Source organism: Klebsiella sp. 141161, assembly GCF_050600815.1.
Classification (GTDB): Bacteria; Pseudomonadota; Gammaproteobacteria; order Enterobacterales; family Enterobacteriaceae; genus Klebsiella; species Klebsiella aerogenes.
In genome coordinates, this window is sequence record NZ_JAQIRN010000002.1 from 450,884 (window position 1) to 468,783 (window position 17,900).

A 17,900-nucleotide genomic window follows, 5' to 3' on the forward strand; every position below is an offset into this window, starting at 1 on the left:
TCCCCTCTGTGCTTCCTCCCCTTTGGGAGGAAGCTTCTTCTTGCTCTCCCCCGCGCGGCGCACTATCCTCTGGCGCTATGAAAACACCCCGAATTCCCATCGCTATCCAGCAGGCCGTCATGCGTAGCCTGCGGGAGCATCTCGCCACCGCCAATCTCAAGCTGGAACGCCACTATGCGGAACCGACGCTGGTTTATCAGCAGCGCGGCACCTCCGCAGGCACCGCGTGGCTGGAGAAAAACGAGATCCGCCTTAATCCAGTACTATTGCTGGAAAACCAGCAGGCGTTTATCGATGAAGTGGTACCGCACGAACTGGCGCATCTGCTGGTGTGGAAACACTTTGGCCGCGTCGCGCCACACGGTAAAGAGTGGAAATGGATGATGGAGGCCGTGCTGGGCGTCCCCGCCCGCCGCACCCACCGCTTTGAGCTCGATTCAGTACGCCAGAACACCTTCCCCTATCGCTGCCAGTGCCAGCAGCATCAGCTAACCGTCCGTCGCCATAACCGCGTGGTGCGCGGTGAAGCCACTTACCGCTGCGTTCGCTGCGGCGATCTACTGGTGGCGGAAAAGTAACCACCGGAATTAATTAGAAACTTTCTGATCTGACTGATTGCATCTGACACCCTCATTCGCTACGTTGCGGGCTCGTTTTGACACGGAGTTTACGATGTCCCGTATGTATGTTTTTGCCGTCGCGTTGTTCAGCGTGGCAGCCAGCGGCCCGCTTGCGGCAGCTGGTATTCATAGTTTTTCCCAGGCGAAAGCCGCAGGCGTAAAAGTGAATGCCGACGTCCCCGGCGACTTTTATTGCGGCTGTAAAATCGACTGGCAGGGTAAAAAAGGCGTTATCGATCTGGAATCTTGCGGCTACAAAGTGCGTAAAAACGAGAACCGCGCCAGCCGGGTCGAATGGGAACACGTGGTCCCGGCGTGGCAGTTCGGCCACCAGCGCCAGTGCTGGCAGGATGGTGGGCGTAAAAACTGCGCCAAAGATCCGGAATACCGCAAGATGGAAAGCGATATGCATAACCTGCAGCCTGCGGTCGGCGAGGTCAATGGCGATCGCGGCAACTTTATGTACAGCCAGTGGAACGGCGGCGATGGACAGTATGGTCAATGCGCCATGAAGGTGGATTTCAAAGATAAAGTCGCCGAACCGCCGGTACGCGCCCGCGGCTCGATCGCCCGCACCTACTTCTATATGCGCGACCGCTATCAGCTGACTCTTTCCCGGCAGCAAACCCAGCTGTTTACCGCCTGGGATAAGCAGTACCCGGTGACCTCCTGGGAGTGCGAGCGCGATGAGCGAATCGCCAAAGTACAGGGCAACCATAATCCTTACGTCCAGCAGGCTTGCCAGGCGCAAAAGAGCTAACCTACACTAGCGGCAATTGTTAATTTGCAGCCGCCGTCTTCCCCGCTATGGGGAAGGCGCTATCTGCGCGAAGAACGGAATATCAAGCATGCGCATTCCTCGCATCCACCACCCGGAACGCATTACCCCCGGCAGCCACATTGCCCTCAGCGAAGACGCAGCCAACCACGTTGGCCGCGTCCTGCGCATGAGCAAAGGCCAGGAAATACAGCTGTTTGACGGCAGCAATCAGGTTTTTGACGCGGTCATCACCGAAGCGGGCAAGAAAAACGTCATGGTTGAGGTTATCCGCGGCCAGCTCGACGATCGTGAATCTCCGCTGCACATCCATCTCGGCCAGGTGATGTCACGCGGCGAAAAAATGGAATTCACCATCCAGAAATCGATCGAACTTGGCGTAAGCCTCATAACGCCACTGTTTTCCGAGCGCTGCGGCGTTAAACTGGATGCCGAACGCTTGCAGAAGAAGATTCAGCAGTGGCAGAAAATCGCCATTGCCGCCTGCGAACAGAGCGGCCGTAACGTCGTGCCGGAAATACGCCCGGCGATGCAGCTGGAAGCCTGGTGCGCCGAGGAAGAAAACGGCCTCAAGCTCAACCTGCACCCGCGCGCCAGCGCCAGTATCAATACGCTGCCGCTGCCGGTTGAACGTGTTCGCCTGCTGATTGGCCCGGAAGGCGGCCTGTCGGCGGAAGAGATAGCGATGACCGCTCGCTACCAGTTTACTGATATCCTGTTGGGACCGCGCGTTCTGCGTACTGAGACTACCGCGCTCACCGCCATCACCGCGCTGCAGGTGCGTTTTGGCGATCTGGGCTAAAATCTGGCGCAACAATCCGCAAACACGACAGCGCTAATGGAGAGAACAATGATCAAGCTCGGCATCGTGATGGACCCTATCGCATCCATCAACATTAAAAAAGACACCAGCTTCGCGATGTTGCTGGAAGCGCAGCGTCGCGGCTATGAACTCCATTATATGGAGATGAACGACCTGTACCTCATCAACGGCGAATCCCGCGCCCGTACGCGCACGCTGAGCGTCGAGCAGAATTACGACAAATGGTACGCGTTCACCGGCGAACAGGATCTGCCGCTGGCGGATCTCGACGTCATCCTGATGCGTAAAGACCCGCCGTTCGATACCGAGTTTATCTACGCCACCTACATTCTCGAACGCGCGGAAGAGAAAGGCACGCTTATCGTCAACAAGCCGCAGAGCCTGCGCGACTGTAACGAAAAGCTGTTCACCGCTTGGTTCTCCGAGCTAACTCCGGAAACGCTGGTCACCCGTAATAAAGCCCAGTTGAAAGCGTTCTGGGAAAAACACGGCGATATCATTCTCAAACCGCTGGACGGCATGGGCGGCGCTTCAATATTCCGCGTGAAAGCAGGCGATCCGAACCTCGGCGTCATTTCCGAAACCCTGACCGAACTGGGTAGCCGCTACTGCATGGCGCAGAATTATCTGCCGGCCATCAAAGACGGCGACAAACGTGTGCTGGTGGTAGACGGCGAGCCGGTGCCATACTGCCTCGCACGCATCCCGCAGGGCGGTGAAACGCGCGGCAACCTGGCCGCCGGCGGCCGTGGCGAAGCGCGTCCGCTGACCGAAAGCGACTGGGAAATCGCCCGCCGCGTCGGCCCGACGCTAAAAGCCAAAGGCCTTATTTTCGTCGGCCTGGATATCATCGGCGATCGCCTGACCGAAATTAACGTCACCAGCCCGACCTGCGTGCGCGAAATCGAAGCCGCTTTCCCGGACGTGTCGATTACCGGCATGCTGATGGACGCTATCGAAAAACGTATCAACAAATAAGCACTGGGAAGGGCAAACGCCCGCCCGTCAGGCGCCTCTCTGGCGCCTGTAAAACAAAGTGCATCGACACGTTTCTACTTTACCCGCATACTGGGTGTTGTTTTTTTAAACCAGGAACAGAACCTCTGACAATGAATTTACAGCATCACTTTCTGATTGCCATGCCTGCGCTACAGGACCCTCTTTTCCGTCGCTCCGTCGTCTATATTTGCGAGTACAACGACGATGGCGCCATGGGCATTATCATCAATAAGCCGCTGGAAAATTTGCAGGTGGAAGGGATCCTGGAAAAACTGAAAATCGCGCCGGTGGCGCGCAACCCGGAAATTCGCCTGGATAAACCGGTGATGGTCGGCGGCCCGCTGGCGGAGGATCGCGGTTTTATCCTGCACACGCCGCCGTCTGATTTTTCCTCCAGCATCCGTATCTCCGACAACACGGTGATCACCACCTCACGCGACGTGCTGGAAACCCTCGGTACCGATAAACAACCGAGCAACGTGCTGGTGGCGTTGGGCTACGCGTCGTGGGAAAAAGGGCAACTGGAGCAGGAAATTCTCGATAACGCCTGGCTTACCGCACCGGCCGATCAGAATATTTTGTTTAAAACGCCGATTGCCGATCGCTGGCGCGAGGCGGCCAAACTTATCGGTATCGATATCGTGACGATGCCTGCCGATGCGGGGCATGCATAATGAGCGGTACCTTTTTGAGTTTTGATTTTGGCACCAAAAGCATTGGCGTCGCCGTTGGGCAGCGCATTACCGGCACGGCGCGTCCGCTCCCGGCGCTGAAGGCGCAGGACGGCAAGCCGGACTGGAACATCATCGAAAAGCTGTTGAAAGAGTGGCAGCCGGAAGCGGTGATTGTCGGTCTGCCGCTGAACATGGACGGCACCGAACAGCCGCTAACCGCGCGCGCACGTAATTTCGCCAATAAAATTCATGGCCGCTTCGGCGTGAAAATCACCCTCCACGACGAGCGTTTAAGCACCGTCGAAGCTCGCGCCGGCCTGTTTGAACACGGTGGTTTTCGTGCGCTCAATAAAGGCAGCGTTGATTCCGCCTCTGCCGTGGTTATCCTCGAAAGCTATTTCGAACAGGGATACTGATCGGTAGCTCTGGGATGAAAGCGAAGCATAGATTCGCTTTTGCGCCGGGTGGCGGCTTCGCCTTACCCGGCCTATAAACCCCTCGCTGGCATCACCCGTAGGCCCGCGCAAGCGTAGCGCCGCCGGGCAATCATGGCAGCGGACGCGGAGCCGCTTTTGCGCCGGGTGGCGGCTTCGCCTTACCCGGCCTACAAAACCCCTCGCTGGCATCACCCGTAGGTCCGCGCAAGCGTAGCGCCGCCGGGCAATCAGTGACGCAGATGTTCATTCGCCCAGCTTACCGCCTGGGTTCGGTTCTTCACGCTCAGCTTGCGGAACACATTGTACAGATGGGTACGTACGGTGTTTTCGCTGATGAATAACGCTCGTGCGATATCCATATTTGTTGCGCCGCAGCGCAGCTCGTTGAGGATCTCACATTCACGCTCGGTCAACGGTGAGTTCTCCGTCGGCGCCGTGACCTGATCTGCAGAATACAGCGCCGGGTGCATCACGCTCAATTCAGCCGTCTGTTCGCCATTCAATACGGCTTTGACGCCCTCAATTAAGCGCGATTGGTCGTCGTCATGACGGAATACGCCATATAACGCAGGCCATTGCGCCATTTCGTACAACTCATACTTTTGCGCGCTATTGATAATCAACAAACGCGGATTATCTGCCTGTACGCGAATAATATCTCGCCACACGCTATTCAATTTCTTATTGGAAACAGCAATATCAAACAATATTACGGAATCTTTTGCCAGGCGTTGAGTTAGCGGTTTGTTGATATTATGCAGAGTTACGTTTACGGATAGCTTCTCAGTCAACCACGCCGCAAATGCATTACTCTGAATGGATGGATGAGTAATGAAAGTCACCTGACGCGAATGCAGTAAATTCTCCGATAAATTAATCACTTGAAACTCTCCTTAGCAGTACCCCGCCATCTTAGCGGTTAAATTAACTGAAAATTAAACGTTCAATAATGTATTTATATTTTCAAATACAGTTTGGTTATTGAAACATCATTTCATGAGAATCTTCCTATTCCCGTAAACAGCATAAATCGAACCCCGCAAAAGTGTCAAAAGGTAATCCTACTTTTTTCCTGGTGAAGCGAGGTAAATGTAAGCCCGCTGTCATAACATTCATTATTTAGGCTTAGGTCGTACCACTTATTTGTATTATAAAAACATTTATCAAAACATTAATTGAACACTGAATTAACAATTTAATGAATACCAACTTGGTTTCATCTCTACGAGGGCAATAACTCACCTGCCGCTGCACGTTGTTGAAAACTCTGCGCAAAGGTTTGCATTCCTGCCTGCTGACCGGTTTGCATCACGCCGGGTAGCTGATGCGTTTTCCCTTCGCGGATCAAATTTGCCACCGCTGGCGTGTTCACTAAAAGTTCGTATAGCGCAACCCGACTGCCGGAAGCATTTGGCAACAATTTTTGCGCCGCCACGGCGCATAAGCTCCCTGCCAGCTGGCTGCGAACCGGCTCTTTTTCTTCCGCCGGAAACACATCCACCAGCCGCTCGATGGCCTGCGCCGCGCTGCGGGTATGCAGCGTCGCCAGCACCAGGTGCCCGGTTTCGGCTGCGGTCAGCGCCAGGCGGATAGTTTCGCTATCGCGCAACTCGCCTAATAAGATGACGTCCGGGTCCTGACGCAGCGCTACGCGTAGCGCCGCCGCGAAGGAGGAGCAATGGCGGCCGATTTCGCGCTGCTGGATCAGGCAGTTCCTGCTGGCGTGAATAAACTCCACGGGATCCTCAAGGGTTAAAATATGACCATGGCGATGTTGATTGAGGTAGTCCACCATCGCCGCCAGGGTGGTCGACTTGCCGCTACCGGTAGCGCCGGTAACCAGGATCAAACCACTCTCTTCATTTAGCAATTCGCTAAGCGCGGCGGGCGCGCCCAAATCAACCAACTGTGGACATTGCTGCGGCAACAGACGCAAAGCCAGCGACAGGCCACGCGTGTGGGCAAAAGCGCTGGCGCGCAGCCGAGGCCCGTTCGGGAGAGCCAAAGCGAAGTCAACCTGACCATCGGCACGCCACTGCGCCAGCTGTGGGTCGTTAAGCCAGCGAGTGAGGATTTTCTCAACATCCGGCGCAGTAAACGGCGCAGGCTCAAGCTTTCCCATACGACGCCAGCGCGGCGGATACGCGCTGCACAGGTGTAGATCGGAGACGTTATGCTTTACACTAAGGGCCACGATTTCTTCCAGCTCCATAACTGATCCTCGGAATATGAACGATATTGCGCATAACCTGGCACAGGTCCGGGATAAAATCTCAGGCGCTGCCGCCCGCTGCGGCCGCGCTCCAGAAGAAGTTACGTTGCTTGCAGTGAGTAAAACCAAACCTGCGAGCGCTATCGAAGAAGCAATGGCCGCAGGACAGCGGGCATTCGGCGAAAACTACGTCCAGGAAGGGGTGGATAAAATCCGCTATTTCCAGCAGGCGGGCGCTAGCGGTCTGCAGTGGCACTTCATCGGCCCGCTGCAGTCCAACAAAAGCCGGCTGGTGGCCGAACATTTTGACTGGTGCCACACCGTCGACCGGTTGAAAATCGCCACCCGCCTGAGCGAGCAACGTCCGGCGGATTTACCACCGCTGAACGTGCTGATTCAAATCAACATCAGCGATGAACAGAGTAAATCCGGGATCCCGCTGGCGGAGCTTGACGCTTTAGCCGCCGGTGTCGCCGCCTTACCGAACCTCCAGCTTCGCGGGTTAATGGCCATTCCGGCGCCAGAGTCAGAGTATGAAAGGCAGTTTGCCGTCGCCCAACAAATGGCGGTAGCATTCGCGCAACTGAAAACGCTCTACCCTTCGGTTGATACGCTCTCTCTGGGCATGTCGGATGACATGGAAGCCGCTATCGCGGCGGGAAGCACTATGGTGCGCATCGGGACCGCAATCTTCGGCGCGCGCGACTACAGCAAAAAATAAGGAATCTGAGGAACGCCATGAAGACGTTGACCTTCCTGCTCTCAACGGTCATTGAGCTCTACACAATGGTCATGTTGTTACGCGTCTGGATGCAGTGGGCGCGCTGCGACTTTTACAATCCGTTTTCGCAGTTCGTGGTGAAAGCGACCCAGCCTATCGTCGGGCCGCTGCGCCGGATTATCCCGGCAATGGGGCCGCTGGATAGCGCCTCGCTGCTGGTCGCTTTCGTGCTCTGCGTTATCAAGGCGATCGTACTGTTTATGGTGGTCACCTTCCAGCCGATTATCTGGATTGCCGCGGTGCTGATCCTACTGAAAACCATCGGTTCGCTGATTTTCTGGGTGCTGCTGCTGATGGCTATTATGAGCTGGGTAAGCCAGGGCCGCAGCCCGGTAGAATACGTGCTGATGCAGTTGGCCGACCCGCTGCTGCGTCCAATCCGCAACCTGCTGCCATCCATGGGCGGCATCGACTTTTCGCCGATGGTGCTGGTGCTGCTGCTGTACGTGATTAACATGGGTATCGCGGAGCTGTTGCAAGCTACCGGCAATGTCCTGCTTCCGGGGCTGTGGATGGCGCTATGAGTGCCGTTGAAGTCTGTGCTGACGGGCTGGTGCTCAGGCTGTATATTCAGCCAAAGGCCAGCCGCGACAGCCTTGTTGGTCTGCATGGCGACGAGCTCAAAGTCGCCATCACCGCCCCACCCGTCGACGGCCAGGCAAATGCCCATCTGGTAAAATATCTCGCTAAACAGTTCCGCGTCGCGAAAAGCCAGGTGCTTATCGAAAAAGGCGAACTGGGCCGTCATAAACAGATAAAAATCATTCACCCGCAGCAGATCCCGCCCGCCGTCGCGGCGCTGGCTGACTAAACAGGATTGAATATGCAAAAAGTTGTACTCGCTACCGGCAACGCCGGTAAAGTTCGCGAGCTGGCCTCGCTGCTGGAAGATTTTGGCCTCGACGTCGTCGCCCAGACTGAGCTTGGGGTCGATTCCGCCGAAGAAACCGGCCTGACCTTTATCGAAAACGCGATCCTCAAAGCGCGTCACGCCGCGCAGGTCACCGGCCTGCCGGCCATCGCCGACGATTCGGGCCTGGCGGTGGATGCGCTGGGCGGCGCGCCGGGAATTTACTCCGCTCGCTACTCGGGTGAAAACGCCAGCGACCAGCAGAATCTGGAAAAGCTGCTGGATGCTCTGCAGGATGTGCCCGATGAGCAACGTCAGGCCCAGTTCCACTGCGTGCTGGTGTATCTGCGTCATGCCGAAGACCCGACGCCGCTGGTATGCCATGGCAGCTGGCCGGGCGTGATTACTCGTCAGGCGGCGGGTAACGGCGGCTTTGGCTATGACCCGATTTTCTTTGTTCCGTCCGAGGGTAAAACCGCGGCGGAGCTGAGCCGTGAAGAGAAAAGCGCCATTTCCCACCGCGGGCAGGCGCTGAAACTGTTACTGGAAGCATTACGTAATGGCTAATTTGCCGCCTCTGAGTCTTTATATTCATATCCCGTGGTGCGTGCAGAAATGCCCGTACTGCGATTTCAATTCGCATGCGTTGAAGGGCGAAGTGCCGCACGACGACTACGTCCAGCACCTGCTTGCCGATCTGCGCCACGATGCGCCATACGCACAGGGACGTGAAATTAAGACTATTTTTATCGGCGGCGGTACGCCAAGCCTGCTTTCCGGCCCGGCGATGCAAACCCTGCTTGATGGCGTGCGCGCCTGCCTGCCGCTGGCGGCGGATGCGGAGATCACCATGGAAGCCAATCCGGGGACCGTGGAGGCCGATCGCTTCGTTGAGTATCAGCGTGCCGGGGTCAACCGTATCTCCATCGGCGTGCAGAGCTTTAGCGAGCCCAAATTGCAGCGTCTGGGGCGTATTCACGGTCCTGAAGAGGCAAAGCGCGCGGCGCGGCTGGCGAGCGGCCTGGGGCTGCGTAGCTTTAACCTCGATTTAATGCATGGCCTACCGGACCAGTCGCTGGATGAGGCGCTGGATGATTTGCGCCAGGCGATCGCGCTGAATCCGCCGCATCTGTCGTGGTATCAATTGACCATTGAACCGAATACGCTGTTTGGTTCGCGTCCGCCGGTGTTACCGGATGACGATGCGCTGTGGGATATTTTCGAGCAGGGACATCAATTGCTGAGCGCCGCAGGTTATCAGCAGTACGAGACATCCGCTTACGCCAAACCAGGCTATCAGTGCCAGCACAATCTCAACTACTGGCGCTTTGGCGACTACCTCGGTATCGGCTGCGGCGCACACGGCAAAGTGACCTTCCCTGATGGCCGCATTCTGCGTACAGCAAAAACCCGTCACCCGCGCGGCTACATGGAAGGCCGTTACCTGGAGCGCCAGCACGACGTGGAGGCGGCGGATAAACCGTTCGAGTTCTTTATGAACCGCTTCCGCCTGCTGGAGGCCGCGCCGCGCGCGGAGTTCAGCTTGTATACCGGCCTTGATGAGCAGGTTATCCGTCCGCAAATCGATGCCGCCATCGCCGAAGGCTATCTGCTGGAAGATGCGCAAAACTGGCAAATTACCGAGCACGGTAAGCTGTTTTTAAATTCGCTGCTGGAACTGTTCCTCAGCGAAGAGTAATCCCTACGGGCGGCGCATCGTCGCCCGTATCTTCCCCCTATATCATCTCCCGCTACGGTCAAATTGACTGGCGTTTTTTTGTTCGCTTATTTGCAGCGAATCACAAAATCAGATCGACTTTTTTCCTTTTCTTGACTCATTTTTTGCACAGTGGTAATCCTGCTTCATCGGTTGAGCAAATGTAAAACCGAAGTATCCTGCATGTGAATTATTGGTAACTCTGATTAAAAAAGTCTCTGTAACGTCGGCGCAACCCGGCGGGCTTAAGCCTATAAAAAAGAGGGTAACACAATGAATTACCGTAATATTCTTATCACACTCGCCGCACTATCCGGCACCATCACGGCTTCAGCCTGGTCTGCAGAGTCCGCCACCGTGGCCTTTTTAATGCCCGATCAGGCCTCTACCCGCTATGAGCAGCACGACTTCCCCGGTTTTAAGGCGGAAATGAGCAAGCTTTGCGCGGATTGTAAGGTCATTTATCAGAATGCCAACGCCAACGCGTCGCTTCAGCAGCAGCAGTTCAACTCGGTTATCGCCCAAGGGGCGAAAGTGATCGTCCTGGATCCGGTTGACTCTTCCGCCGCCGCCGCGCTGGTCGAAAACGCCCAGGCTCAAGGGGTTAAGGTCATCGCCTATGACCGCCCGGTGCCAAACAAACCGGCCGATTTTTATGTTTCGTTTGATAACGAGGGCATTGGCTACGCCATCGCGAAATCTCTCACCGACCATTTGAAAGCGAGCGGCGTGCCGCAGGATGCCGGTGTGCTGCAAATTAACGGTTCGCCAACCGATGCCGCCGCAGGGCTGATCCGCGACGGTATCCATCGCGGATTGAAAGAGTCCGGTTACAAAACGCTGGCCGAATTTGACACCCCGGAGTGGGCGCCGCCGAAAGCCCAGGAGTGGACCGCCGGGCAGGTTACCCGCTTTGGCGACAAAATTAAGGGCGTGGTCGCGGCGAACGACGGTACCGGCGGCGGCGCGATTGCCGCCTTTAAGGCTGCCGGGGTCCAGCCGCTGCCGCCGGTCACCGGCAATGACGCCACTATCGCCGCGCTGCAGCTGATCATCGCCGGCGACCAGTACAACACCATCTCCAAACCATCGGAGATCGTCGCCGCGGCGGCGGCCAAAGTGGCGGTTGATTTTATTCAGGGCAAAAAACCGCAGGCCAGCACTACCCTGTACAACACCCCTTCCCAGCTATTTACCCCGGAAGTGGTGACGGCCAAAAACATCAAAGCGGAAATCTTCGATAAAAAAATCCAGACCTGGGATCAGGTGTGTAGCGGCGAGTACGCCGCCGCCTGCCAGAAGTTAGGCATCAGCAAGTAAGCTGTGCCCCTGCGCCCGCCGCGGCGGGCGTGATTTCGCCATTATTGAGGTCGTTTTGTATGCCGCAACAACAACACAACTCCGCCGCCGGGCGGCCAATACTGCAACTGCGCAACGTCTCTAAGCATTTTGGCGCGGTGTCCGCGCTGACGGATATCGAATTAGAAGTCCACGCCGGCGAGGTGGTCGCGCTAGTCGGAGACAACGGCGCGGGCAAATCCACGCTGGTGAAGATCCTCGCCGGCGTCCACCAGCCGACCTCCGGCACCATTGAGTTTGACGGCAACCCCGTCACCCTCGATAGCCCCGGCAAGGCGCTGGAATACGGTATTGCCACGGTGTTTCAGGATCTGGCGCTGTGTGAAAACCTTGATGTGGTGGCAAACCTGTTTCTGGGTCATGAAATTTCGCCGTTCCAGCTCGATGAAGTGGCGATGGAAGTGAAAGCCTGGACGCTGCTGCAGGAGCTGGCGGCACGTATTCCGTCGGTACGCGAACCGGTGGCATCGCTTTCCGGCGGCCAGCGGCAGACCGTCGCTATCGCCCGTTCGCTGCTGCTGAACCCTAAAATCATTATGCTCGATGAGCCCACCGCGGCGCTGGGGGTCGCGCAGACCGCGGAAGTGCTCAACCTGATTGAGCGCGTTCGCGAGCGCGGGCTTGGCGTCATCATCATCAGTCACAACATGGAAGACGTTCGCGCCGTCGCCGACCGTATCGTGGTGCTGCGTCTCGGGCGCAACAAAGGGATCTTCACGCCCGATGCTTCTAATCAGGATCTGGTCGCCGCGATCACCGGCGCGACGGAAAACGCCGTCTCACGCCGGGTTGAACGTAAATCACAGCCCACGACTTCCGGAGCGATGTAATTTTATGAACAGTAAGACCGCATCCCACACCGCGCTGGACCGCAGCGATGAGCGCGTTCGTCACGACGAGGGGCTGTTTGGCGCCCTGCGCGCGCAGATAACCCGCATCAAAACCGGCGACCTCGGCACCGCGCCGGTGATAGCCGGGCTGATTGTGATTTCCCTGGTTTTCACCTTTCTCAACCCGGTCTATATCGCCCCGAATAACCTGGTGAACCTGCTGTTTGACTGCGCGACGGTCGGGTTTATCTCGCTCGGCATCGTCTGCGTGCTGATGCTTGGCGAGATAGACCTGTCGGTTGGCTCGATGAGCGGCCTGGCATCGGCTATCGTCGGCGTGCTGTGGGTAAACGCAGGATGGCCGCTGGTGGGAGCCATCGCCGTGGCGCTGGCCTGCGGCGTGGCCGTCGGGCTGGTCTACGCGCTGCTGTATAACCGCGTCGGAATGCCGAGTTTCGTCGCCACTCTCGCCGGCCTGCTGGCGCTGCTGGGCATGCAGCTGTATATCCTCGGGCCGAGCGGCAGCATTAACCTGCCCTACACATCGCCGCTGGTACGCTTTGGCCAACTGCTGGTGATGCCCGGCTGGTTCTCACACCTGATGGCATTGCTGCCAGGGCTGGCGATTATTGTCTTTGGTCTGAAAAAACGCTCGCGGCGCCTGGCGGCCAATCTTTCCGCCGAGGGAGTCAGCTCGCTACTGGCGCGCGCGATCGCGCTGACGATTATCTTCGAGGCCGCGGTGCTTTACCTCAATCAGGGGCGCGGTATTCCGTGGATTTTCGGTCTCTTTGTCGCCTGCGTGATGATCCTCAACTACGCGCTGAAACGGACAAAATGGGGTCGCTCGATGTTCGCGGTCGGCGGCAACCGTGAAGCGGCGCGCCGTTCGGGGATTAACGTGCGGGCGATTTATGTGAGCGCTTTTGTACTGTGTACCACGCTTGCGACCTTCGGCGGCATTCTCGCGGCGTCGCGACTGGCTTCCGCCAGCCAGCAGGCCGGCACCGGCGACGTCAACCTCAACGCCATCGCCGCGGCGGTGATCGGCGGCACCAGCCTGTTCGGCGGACGCGGCAGTGCCTGGTCCGCGCTATTGGGGATCATCGTGATTCAGTCGATTTCAAATGGGCTGACGCTGTTGAACCTGCCGTCATCGCTGCGCTATATCATTACCGGCGCGGTATTGGCGATTGCGGTCATCATTGATTCTCTGGCTCGCCGTTCACGCGTGTCGCACGGCCGGGCCTGAGTGGAGAAGAGCGCGGCCCAAAGGAAAGCGGGCCGCGAAATCTTGATTATTTTAACGAGCCAACCAGCGCTTTGCGGCTCTCTTCCAGCGAAACCACCCGGCCGCAGACATCTTTGCCGAACTGCTGGAAATCCGCTTCCTGGTTTTTCCACTCATCCTGAATTGCGGTTTGCAGGCCGCCAAGACTGCCGAGAATGCCCTGCAGCGGATTGCCGCCGCCTTTGAGCACCGCTTTCGCGCCCATCTCGTTGATACTGTCCTGCAGAATGCCGCCCATCGCCTGATTCACCAGCTGTTGGCCATCGGCGCGAACCTGATCGATAGCTTTATAGTGGAAAGTCAGGCCATCGCTGCGACGTTCGATAATGCGGTTCATCTGTTCTTTCAGCTGCGCGTCCAGCTTGGTCAGGCGGCTATGCATACTGCTGCTGGCGCCGACCTGCTCGGTGATGATTTTATCCAGCGCCTTGCGGCCCTTTTCGACGCGCGAGCGCGCGCCGTCGTCAATCCACGGCAGGCTGCTGCGCAGACCGGCCTGATAATCTTGCGCCTGTTCGCGCTGGGCGGCGCTAAGGGCATAGGCTTTACCGTTAAAGGTCAGATTGCCGTCCGGCTTAATCACCAGATCGCCGTTTTCACCCTTCACCTGCACCTGCTGCGGGCTGAGGATCACATCGTCACGCGGCGTGACGCTACACTGGTAGTCCGCGTGGGCAGACAAAGCGGTGACGGAAAGCGCCACCGCCAGCAGCGTTTTGCGCATCTTTTTACTCCCTTAAGACAAATCGGGCCGGCAATTGCCGACCCTTGTCAAACTTAGTCCCACCAGACGTCAAAAAGTTCGCTGGTGCGCACATCCGCTAATTTACGATCTTCCAGCCACTTGCGAACGATGGCCTGATGCTCTTCGGTACATTTACCGATTTCCTGCATGCAGATGAGCCCTTCCCACGAGAGATAACCGCTGCCGTCAAAGGCCAGTTTGTTCGGCTCAATGACCTCTTCAATCAGATCGTTGACCGTCTGGTCGATCTGCTCTTCGCTGGTCCCTTCCGGGAAACGCCAGGCTACGGAGAAACCTAACTCCTGAAACTCGTCGATATGCATTTTTTTACGCAGACGACGGCTACGATTCTTGGCCATTATTTCACCCTCTCGAACATTAAGTCCCATACGCCGTGGCCAAGACGATGACCACGTTGTTCAAATTTGGTTACCGGGCGCGATTCCGGGCGCGGTACGTAATCGTTACTTTCCGACAGGTTACGATAGCCTTCCAGCGAAGACATCACTTCCAGCATATGCTCGGCATAGGCTTCCCAGTCGGTCGCCATATGGAAGACGCCGCCCAGCTTCAGCTTACTTTTCACCAGCTCGGCGAAAGGCGGCTGCACGATACGACGTTTATTATGACGCGCTTTATGCCACGGGTCAGGGAAAAACAGCTGCACCATATTCAGCGAGTTATCCGGGATCATAGTGTGCAGCACTTCGACCGCATCGTGACACATTACGCGCAGATTTTGTACGCCTTCTTCTTCCGCGGACGCCAGGCATGCGCCGACGCCCGGCGAGTGCACTTCAATACCGAGGAAGTTTTGCTCCGGTTTAGCTTTCGCCATCGCCACCAGCGAGGCGCCCATGCCGAAACCAATTTCTAAGGTGACCGGCGCTTCGCGGCCAAACAGGGCGGCGAAATCGAGCGGCGCATCGTTGAATTCAACGCCCATCACCGGCCAAATGTTATCCAGCGCATGCTGCTGCCCTTTCGTCAGGCGGCCCTGGCGACGGACGAAGCTACGAATACGGCGCAGCGGGCGACCGTTTTCATCGAATTCCGGAGAAATGACGTCGTTTTTCATAAAAGTTAAGTCTGCTTGTGAATGTGTTCGGAAAACGGGCATTATCCAAAGTTACCCGGCGGATGCAAGGGTTTACAGCCACTCGCCCTTGTGCTGCAATCTGCCACCCTGTAATCGCGATTCCGGAGCCGTAGCTTTGACTTTTCTCGCCGCGCAATTTTCAGCCCAGGTCCTGGACTGGTACGACAAATACGGCCGTAAAACCCTGCCCTGGCAAATCGCCAAGACGCCCTACAAAGTATGGCTCTCCGAAGTGATGTTGCAACAAACCCAGGTCACCACGGTTATTCCCTATTTTGAACGCTTTATGGCGCATTTCCCAACGGTTGTTGATTTAGCCAACGCGCCGCTGGATGAAGTGCTGCATCTGTGGACCGGCCTTGGCTACTACGCGCGGGCGCGCAATTTACATAAAGCCGCGCAGCAGGTCGCCACGCAACACGGCGGCGAGTTCCCGCAAACCTTTGAAGAGGTGGCCGCGCTTCCCGGCGTCGGGCGCTCGACGGCGGGGGCGATTTTATCCCTTTCGCTCGGTCAGCATTATCCGATTCTCGACGGCAACGTGAAGCGGGTACTCGCCCGCTGCTATGCTGTGAGCGGCTGGCCGGGGAAAAAAGAGGTGGAAAAACGGCTGTGGGAAATAAGCGAAGAGGTGACGCCGGCGCAGGGCGTAGAACGCTTCAACCAGGCGATGATGGATCTCGGCGCCATGGTTTGTACCCGCTCGAAGCCGAAGTGCGAACTGTGCCCGCTGAGTAACGGCTGCGTGGCCTACGCTAACCATTCATGGGCGGAATATCCGGGGAAAAAACCGAAGCAGACCATCCCGGAGCGCACCGGCTACTTCCTGCTGATGCAGCACGGCGACGAGGTGTTTCTTTCCCAACGTCCGCCGGTGGGTTTATGGGGCGGATTGTTCTGTTTTCCGCAGTTTGAGGATGAAGCCGGGCTGCGTGAGTGGCTGGCGCAACGTCAGATAAAGGCCGATAATCTGACGCAATTAACCGCCTTCCGCCACACTTTCAGCCATTTCCACCTGGATATTGTGCCGATGTGGCTTACAGTGCACTCATCTGGCGCATGCATGGATGAAGGTAACGCACTCTGGTATAACTTAGCGCAGCCGCCATCGGTCGGACTGGCGGCCCCCGTGGAGCGCTTGTTGCAACAGTTGAAAGCCGGAACGCCGGTCTAGTTTTTTCGGCTATAAAAGAGGATTGATTATGAGCAGAACGATTTTTTGTACTTTCTTGCAGCGTGAAGCGGATGGCCAGGATTTCCAGCTCTATCCGGGCGAACTCGGTAAGCGCATTTACAACGAAATTTCCAAAGAGGCCTGGGCGCAATGGCAGCATAAGCAGACCATGCTGATCAACGAGAAAAAACTCAGCATGATGAACCCGGAGCACCGCAAGCTGCTGGAACAGGAGATGGTGCAGTTCCTGTTTGAAGGGAAAGACGTTCACATCGAAGGCTACACGCCGCCGGAACAACAGTAAGGGCCTCACGGCCTTTACCAAACAAACACAACACGCACTCCCGGAATGATGAAAAAATACTTAGCGCTCGCGCTGATTGCGCCACTGCTCGTGTCCTGTTCCAGTTCCAATAAAAAAGGCGCCGAATATAACGAGGCCTGGGTCAAGGACACTAACGGATTCGATATCCTGATGGGCCAGTTTGCCCATAACATCGAGAACATTTGGGGGTATAACGAAGTTCTGCTCGCCGGGCCGAAGGACTACGTAAAATATACCGACCAGTATCAAACCCGCAGCCACATCAACTTTGATGCCGGTACGATTACCGTCGAGACCATCGCCGGGACCGATCCGCAAGGACGGTTACGCCAGGCGATTATCAAAACCCTGTTGATGGGCGATGACCCCAACTCTATCGACCTCTATTCCGATGTCGATGATATTCAGATTTCCAAAGAACCGTTCCTCTACGGCCAGGTCGTTGATAACACCGGTGAATCCATCCGCTGGGAGTGGCGCGCCGCGCGCTATGCCGATTATCTGCTGCAAACCCGCCTGAAGAGCCGCAGCAATGGCCTGCGCGTGGTCTATAGCATCACCATCAACCTGGTGCCGAACCACCTCGATAAACGTGCGCATAAATATCTCGGCATGGTGCGCCAGGCCTCGCGTAAATACGGTGTAGATGAGTCGCTGATCCTTGCGATAATGCAGACAGAGTCGTCGTTTAACCCCTATGCGGTAAGCCACGCGGATGCCATGGGGCTGATGCAGGTCGTCCAGCACAGCGCGGGGAAAGACGTCTTCCGCTCGCAGGGCAAATCCGGCCTGCCGAGCCGCAGCTATCTGTTTGACCCGGCGAATAACATCGATACCGGTACCGCCTATCTGGCGATGCTGAACAACGTTTATCTCGCCGGCATCGATAACCCCACCTCGCGTCGCTACGCGGTGATCACCGCCTATAACGGCGGCGCCGGCAGCGTACTGCGCGTCTTCTCCAGCGATAAAGTCCAGGCGGCGAACATCATTAACAGCATGGCCCCAGGCGACGTCTACCAGACGCTCACCACCCGCCATCCGTCGGCGGAATCGCGCCGTTATCTGTATAAAGTTAACACCGCGCAGAAAAGCTATCGCCGTAAGTAGCCCCTCTCCCGCAGGCCCGGACATCGCACCGGGCCTCTCTTTTATACGACATACTTCGTAATATCTTTCGATTTTC

General features: G+C 56.8%; 22 protein-coding genes. 17 read left to right on the plus strand and 5 right to left on the minus strand.

Translation table 11 applies throughout. The annotated features are described in order from the left end of the window. Positions 1 to 77: 77 nt before the first annotated feature. The 6 genes from PGR79_RS06745 to ruvX all read left to right on the plus strand — a co-directional run bounded on the left by PGR79_RS06745 (position 78) and on the right by ruvX (position 4,310). Complete coding sequence (locus PGR79_RS06745) at positions 78 to 578, plus strand: SprT family zinc-dependent metalloprotease (RefSeq protein WP_113373040.1); 501 nt, start codon at positions 78 to 80, stop codon at positions 576 to 578. A 94-nt stretch (positions 579 to 672) separates the two neighbouring features. Continuing rightward, entirely contained in the window at positions 673 to 1,380 is a 708-nt protein-coding gene (gene endA / locus PGR79_RS06750) for a deoxyribonuclease I (RefSeq protein ID WP_015369737.1), read from the plus strand. A gap of 88 nt (positions 1,381 to 1,468) precedes the next feature. Continuing rightward, on the plus strand, positions 1,469 to 2,200 hold the full coding sequence (rsmE, locus tag PGR79_RS06755; RefSeq protein WP_087859778.1) for a 16S rRNA (uracil(1498)-N(3))-methyltransferase: 732 nt from the start codon (positions 1,469 to 1,471) through the stop codon (positions 2,198 to 2,200). 48 nt (positions 2,201 to 2,248) lie between these two features. After that, complete coding sequence (gene gshB, locus PGR79_RS06760) at positions 2,249 to 3,199, plus strand: glutathione synthase (RefSeq protein WP_045392071.1); 951 nt, start codon at positions 2,249 to 2,251, stop codon at positions 3,197 to 3,199. Positions 3,200 to 3,330: 131 nt separating this feature from the next. Then, positions 3,331 to 3,894, plus strand: a complete 564-nt coding sequence (locus tag PGR79_RS06765) for a YqgE/AlgH family protein (protein WP_045392076.1) — start codon at positions 3,331 to 3,333, stop codon at positions 3,892 to 3,894. Continuing rightward, the gene (gene ruvX / locus PGR79_RS06770) at positions 3,894 to 4,310 is read left to right on the plus strand and encodes a Holliday junction resolvase RuvX (RefSeq protein WP_015369733.1); all 417 of its coding nucleotides are present in this window, start codon (positions 3,894 to 3,896) and stop codon (positions 4,308 to 4,310) included. Before PGR79_RS06765 ends, ruvX begins: the two co-directional genes overlap by 1 nt. 248 nt (positions 4,311 to 4,558) lie before the next feature. Here the strand turns inward: ruvX and PGR79_RS06775 are convergent, their stop codons facing one another. Beyond that, on the minus strand, positions 4,559 to 5,212 hold the full coding sequence (locus PGR79_RS06775) for a LuxR C-terminal-related transcriptional regulator (RefSeq protein WP_087859779.1): 654 nt from the start codon (positions 5,210 to 5,212) through the stop codon (positions 4,559 to 4,561). 341 nt (positions 5,213 to 5,553) lie between these two features. Further along, entirely contained in the window at positions 5,554 to 6,543 is a 990-nt protein-coding gene (locus PGR79_RS06780; protein ID WP_113373041.1) for a type IV pilus twitching motility protein PilT, read from the minus strand. A 16-nt stretch (positions 6,544 to 6,559) separates the two neighbouring features. Here PGR79_RS06780 and PGR79_RS06785 point away from each other — a divergent pair, with 16 nt between their 5' ends. The 8 genes from PGR79_RS06785 (at position 6,560) to PGR79_RS06820 (ending at position 13,332) form a co-directional block, all read left to right on the plus strand. Beyond that, complete coding sequence (locus PGR79_RS06785) at positions 6,560 to 7,264, plus strand: YggS family pyridoxal phosphate-dependent enzyme (protein ID WP_047043378.1); 705 nt, start codon at positions 6,560 to 6,562, stop codon at positions 7,262 to 7,264. Positions 7,265 to 7,281: 17 nt separating this feature from the next. Next, positions 7,282 to 7,848 carry a YggT family protein gene (locus PGR79_RS06790; RefSeq protein WP_015369729.1) on the plus strand — a complete coding sequence of 189 codons (567 nt, stop codon included), beginning with the start codon at positions 7,282 to 7,284 and terminating at the stop codon, positions 7,846 to 7,848. Continuing rightward, entirely contained in the window at positions 7,845 to 8,135 is a 291-nt protein-coding gene (gene yggU / locus PGR79_RS06795) for a DUF167 family protein YggU (protein ID WP_087859781.1), read from the plus strand. Before PGR79_RS06790 ends, yggU begins: the two co-directional genes overlap by 4 nt. Positions 8,136 to 8,147: 12 nt before the next feature. Continuing rightward, complete coding sequence (locus tag PGR79_RS06800) at positions 8,148 to 8,741, plus strand: XTP/dITP diphosphatase (protein ID WP_047044090.1); 594 nt, start codon at positions 8,148 to 8,150, stop codon at positions 8,739 to 8,741. Next, positions 8,734 to 9,873 carry a radical SAM family heme chaperone HemW gene (gene hemW, locus PGR79_RS06805; protein WP_213316603.1) on the plus strand — a complete coding sequence of 380 codons (1,140 nt, stop codon included), beginning with the start codon at positions 8,734 to 8,736 and terminating at the stop codon, positions 9,871 to 9,873. Before PGR79_RS06800 ends, hemW begins: the two co-directional genes overlap by 8 nt. Positions 9,874 to 10,164: 291 nt before the next feature. Then, positions 10,165 to 11,211 carry an ABC transporter substrate-binding protein gene (locus PGR79_RS06810; RefSeq protein ID WP_113373042.1) on the plus strand — a complete coding sequence of 349 codons (1,047 nt, stop codon included), beginning with the start codon at positions 10,165 to 10,167 and terminating at the stop codon, positions 11,209 to 11,211. A 59-nt stretch (positions 11,212 to 11,270) separates the two neighbouring features. Next, the gene (locus PGR79_RS06815) at positions 11,271 to 12,080 is read left to right on the plus strand and encodes an ATP-binding cassette domain-containing protein (RefSeq protein ID WP_004181271.1); all 810 of its coding nucleotides are present in this window, start codon (positions 11,271 to 11,273) and stop codon (positions 12,078 to 12,080) included. A 4-nt stretch (positions 12,081 to 12,084) separates the two neighbouring features. Next, positions 12,085 to 13,332 (plus strand): sugar ABC transporter permease, encoded by a 1,248-nt coding sequence (locus PGR79_RS06820; RefSeq protein ID WP_430921316.1) that lies wholly within the window; start codon positions 12,085 to 12,087, stop codon positions 13,330 to 13,332. A 46-nt stretch (positions 13,333 to 13,378) separates the two neighbouring features. Here the strand turns inward: PGR79_RS06820 and PGR79_RS06825 are convergent, their stop codons facing one another. The 3 genes from PGR79_RS06825 to trmB are packed head-to-tail and all read right to left on the minus strand — an operon-like array spanning position 13,379 to position 15,194. Continuing rightward, entirely contained in the window at positions 13,379 to 14,095 is a 717-nt protein-coding gene (locus PGR79_RS06825) for a DUF2884 domain-containing protein (protein ID WP_087859784.1), read from the minus strand. Positions 14,096 to 14,148: 53 nt separating this feature from the next. Then, on the minus strand, positions 14,149 to 14,475 hold the full coding sequence (locus PGR79_RS06830; RefSeq protein WP_015369722.1) for a YggL family protein: 327 nt from the start codon (positions 14,473 to 14,475) through the stop codon (positions 14,149 to 14,151). Further along, on the minus strand, positions 14,475 to 15,194 hold the full coding sequence (trmB, locus tag PGR79_RS06835; RefSeq protein ID WP_045392086.1) for a tRNA (guanosine(46)-N7)-methyltransferase TrmB: 720 nt from the start codon (positions 15,192 to 15,194) through the stop codon (positions 14,475 to 14,477). The genes PGR79_RS06830 and trmB overlap by 1 nt, the downstream gene beginning before the upstream one ends. A gap of 136 nt (positions 15,195 to 15,330) precedes the next feature. Here trmB and mutY point away from each other — a divergent pair, with 136 nt between their 5' ends. From mutY to mltC, 3 genes are read left to right on the plus strand one after another with little or no spacing between them, the layout of a single operon-like run. After that, entirely contained in the window at positions 15,331 to 16,389 is a 1,059-nt protein-coding gene (mutY, locus tag PGR79_RS06840; RefSeq protein WP_113373044.1) for an A/G-specific adenine glycosylase, read from the plus strand. A gap of 28 nt (positions 16,390 to 16,417) precedes the next feature. After that, a complete protein-coding gene (locus tag PGR79_RS06845) occupies positions 16,418 to 16,693 on the plus strand; it encodes an oxidative damage protection protein (protein ID WP_045392090.1) in 276 nt (91 codons plus the stop codon). 48 nt (positions 16,694 to 16,741) lie between these two features. After that, positions 16,742 to 17,824: a membrane-bound lytic murein transglycosylase MltC gene (gene mltC, locus PGR79_RS06850; protein WP_015369719.1), complete on the plus strand. Its 1,083-nt coding sequence runs from the start codon at positions 16,742 to 16,744 to the stop codon at positions 17,822 to 17,824. The last annotated feature ends 76 nt before the right edge of the window (positions 17,825 to 17,900 follow it).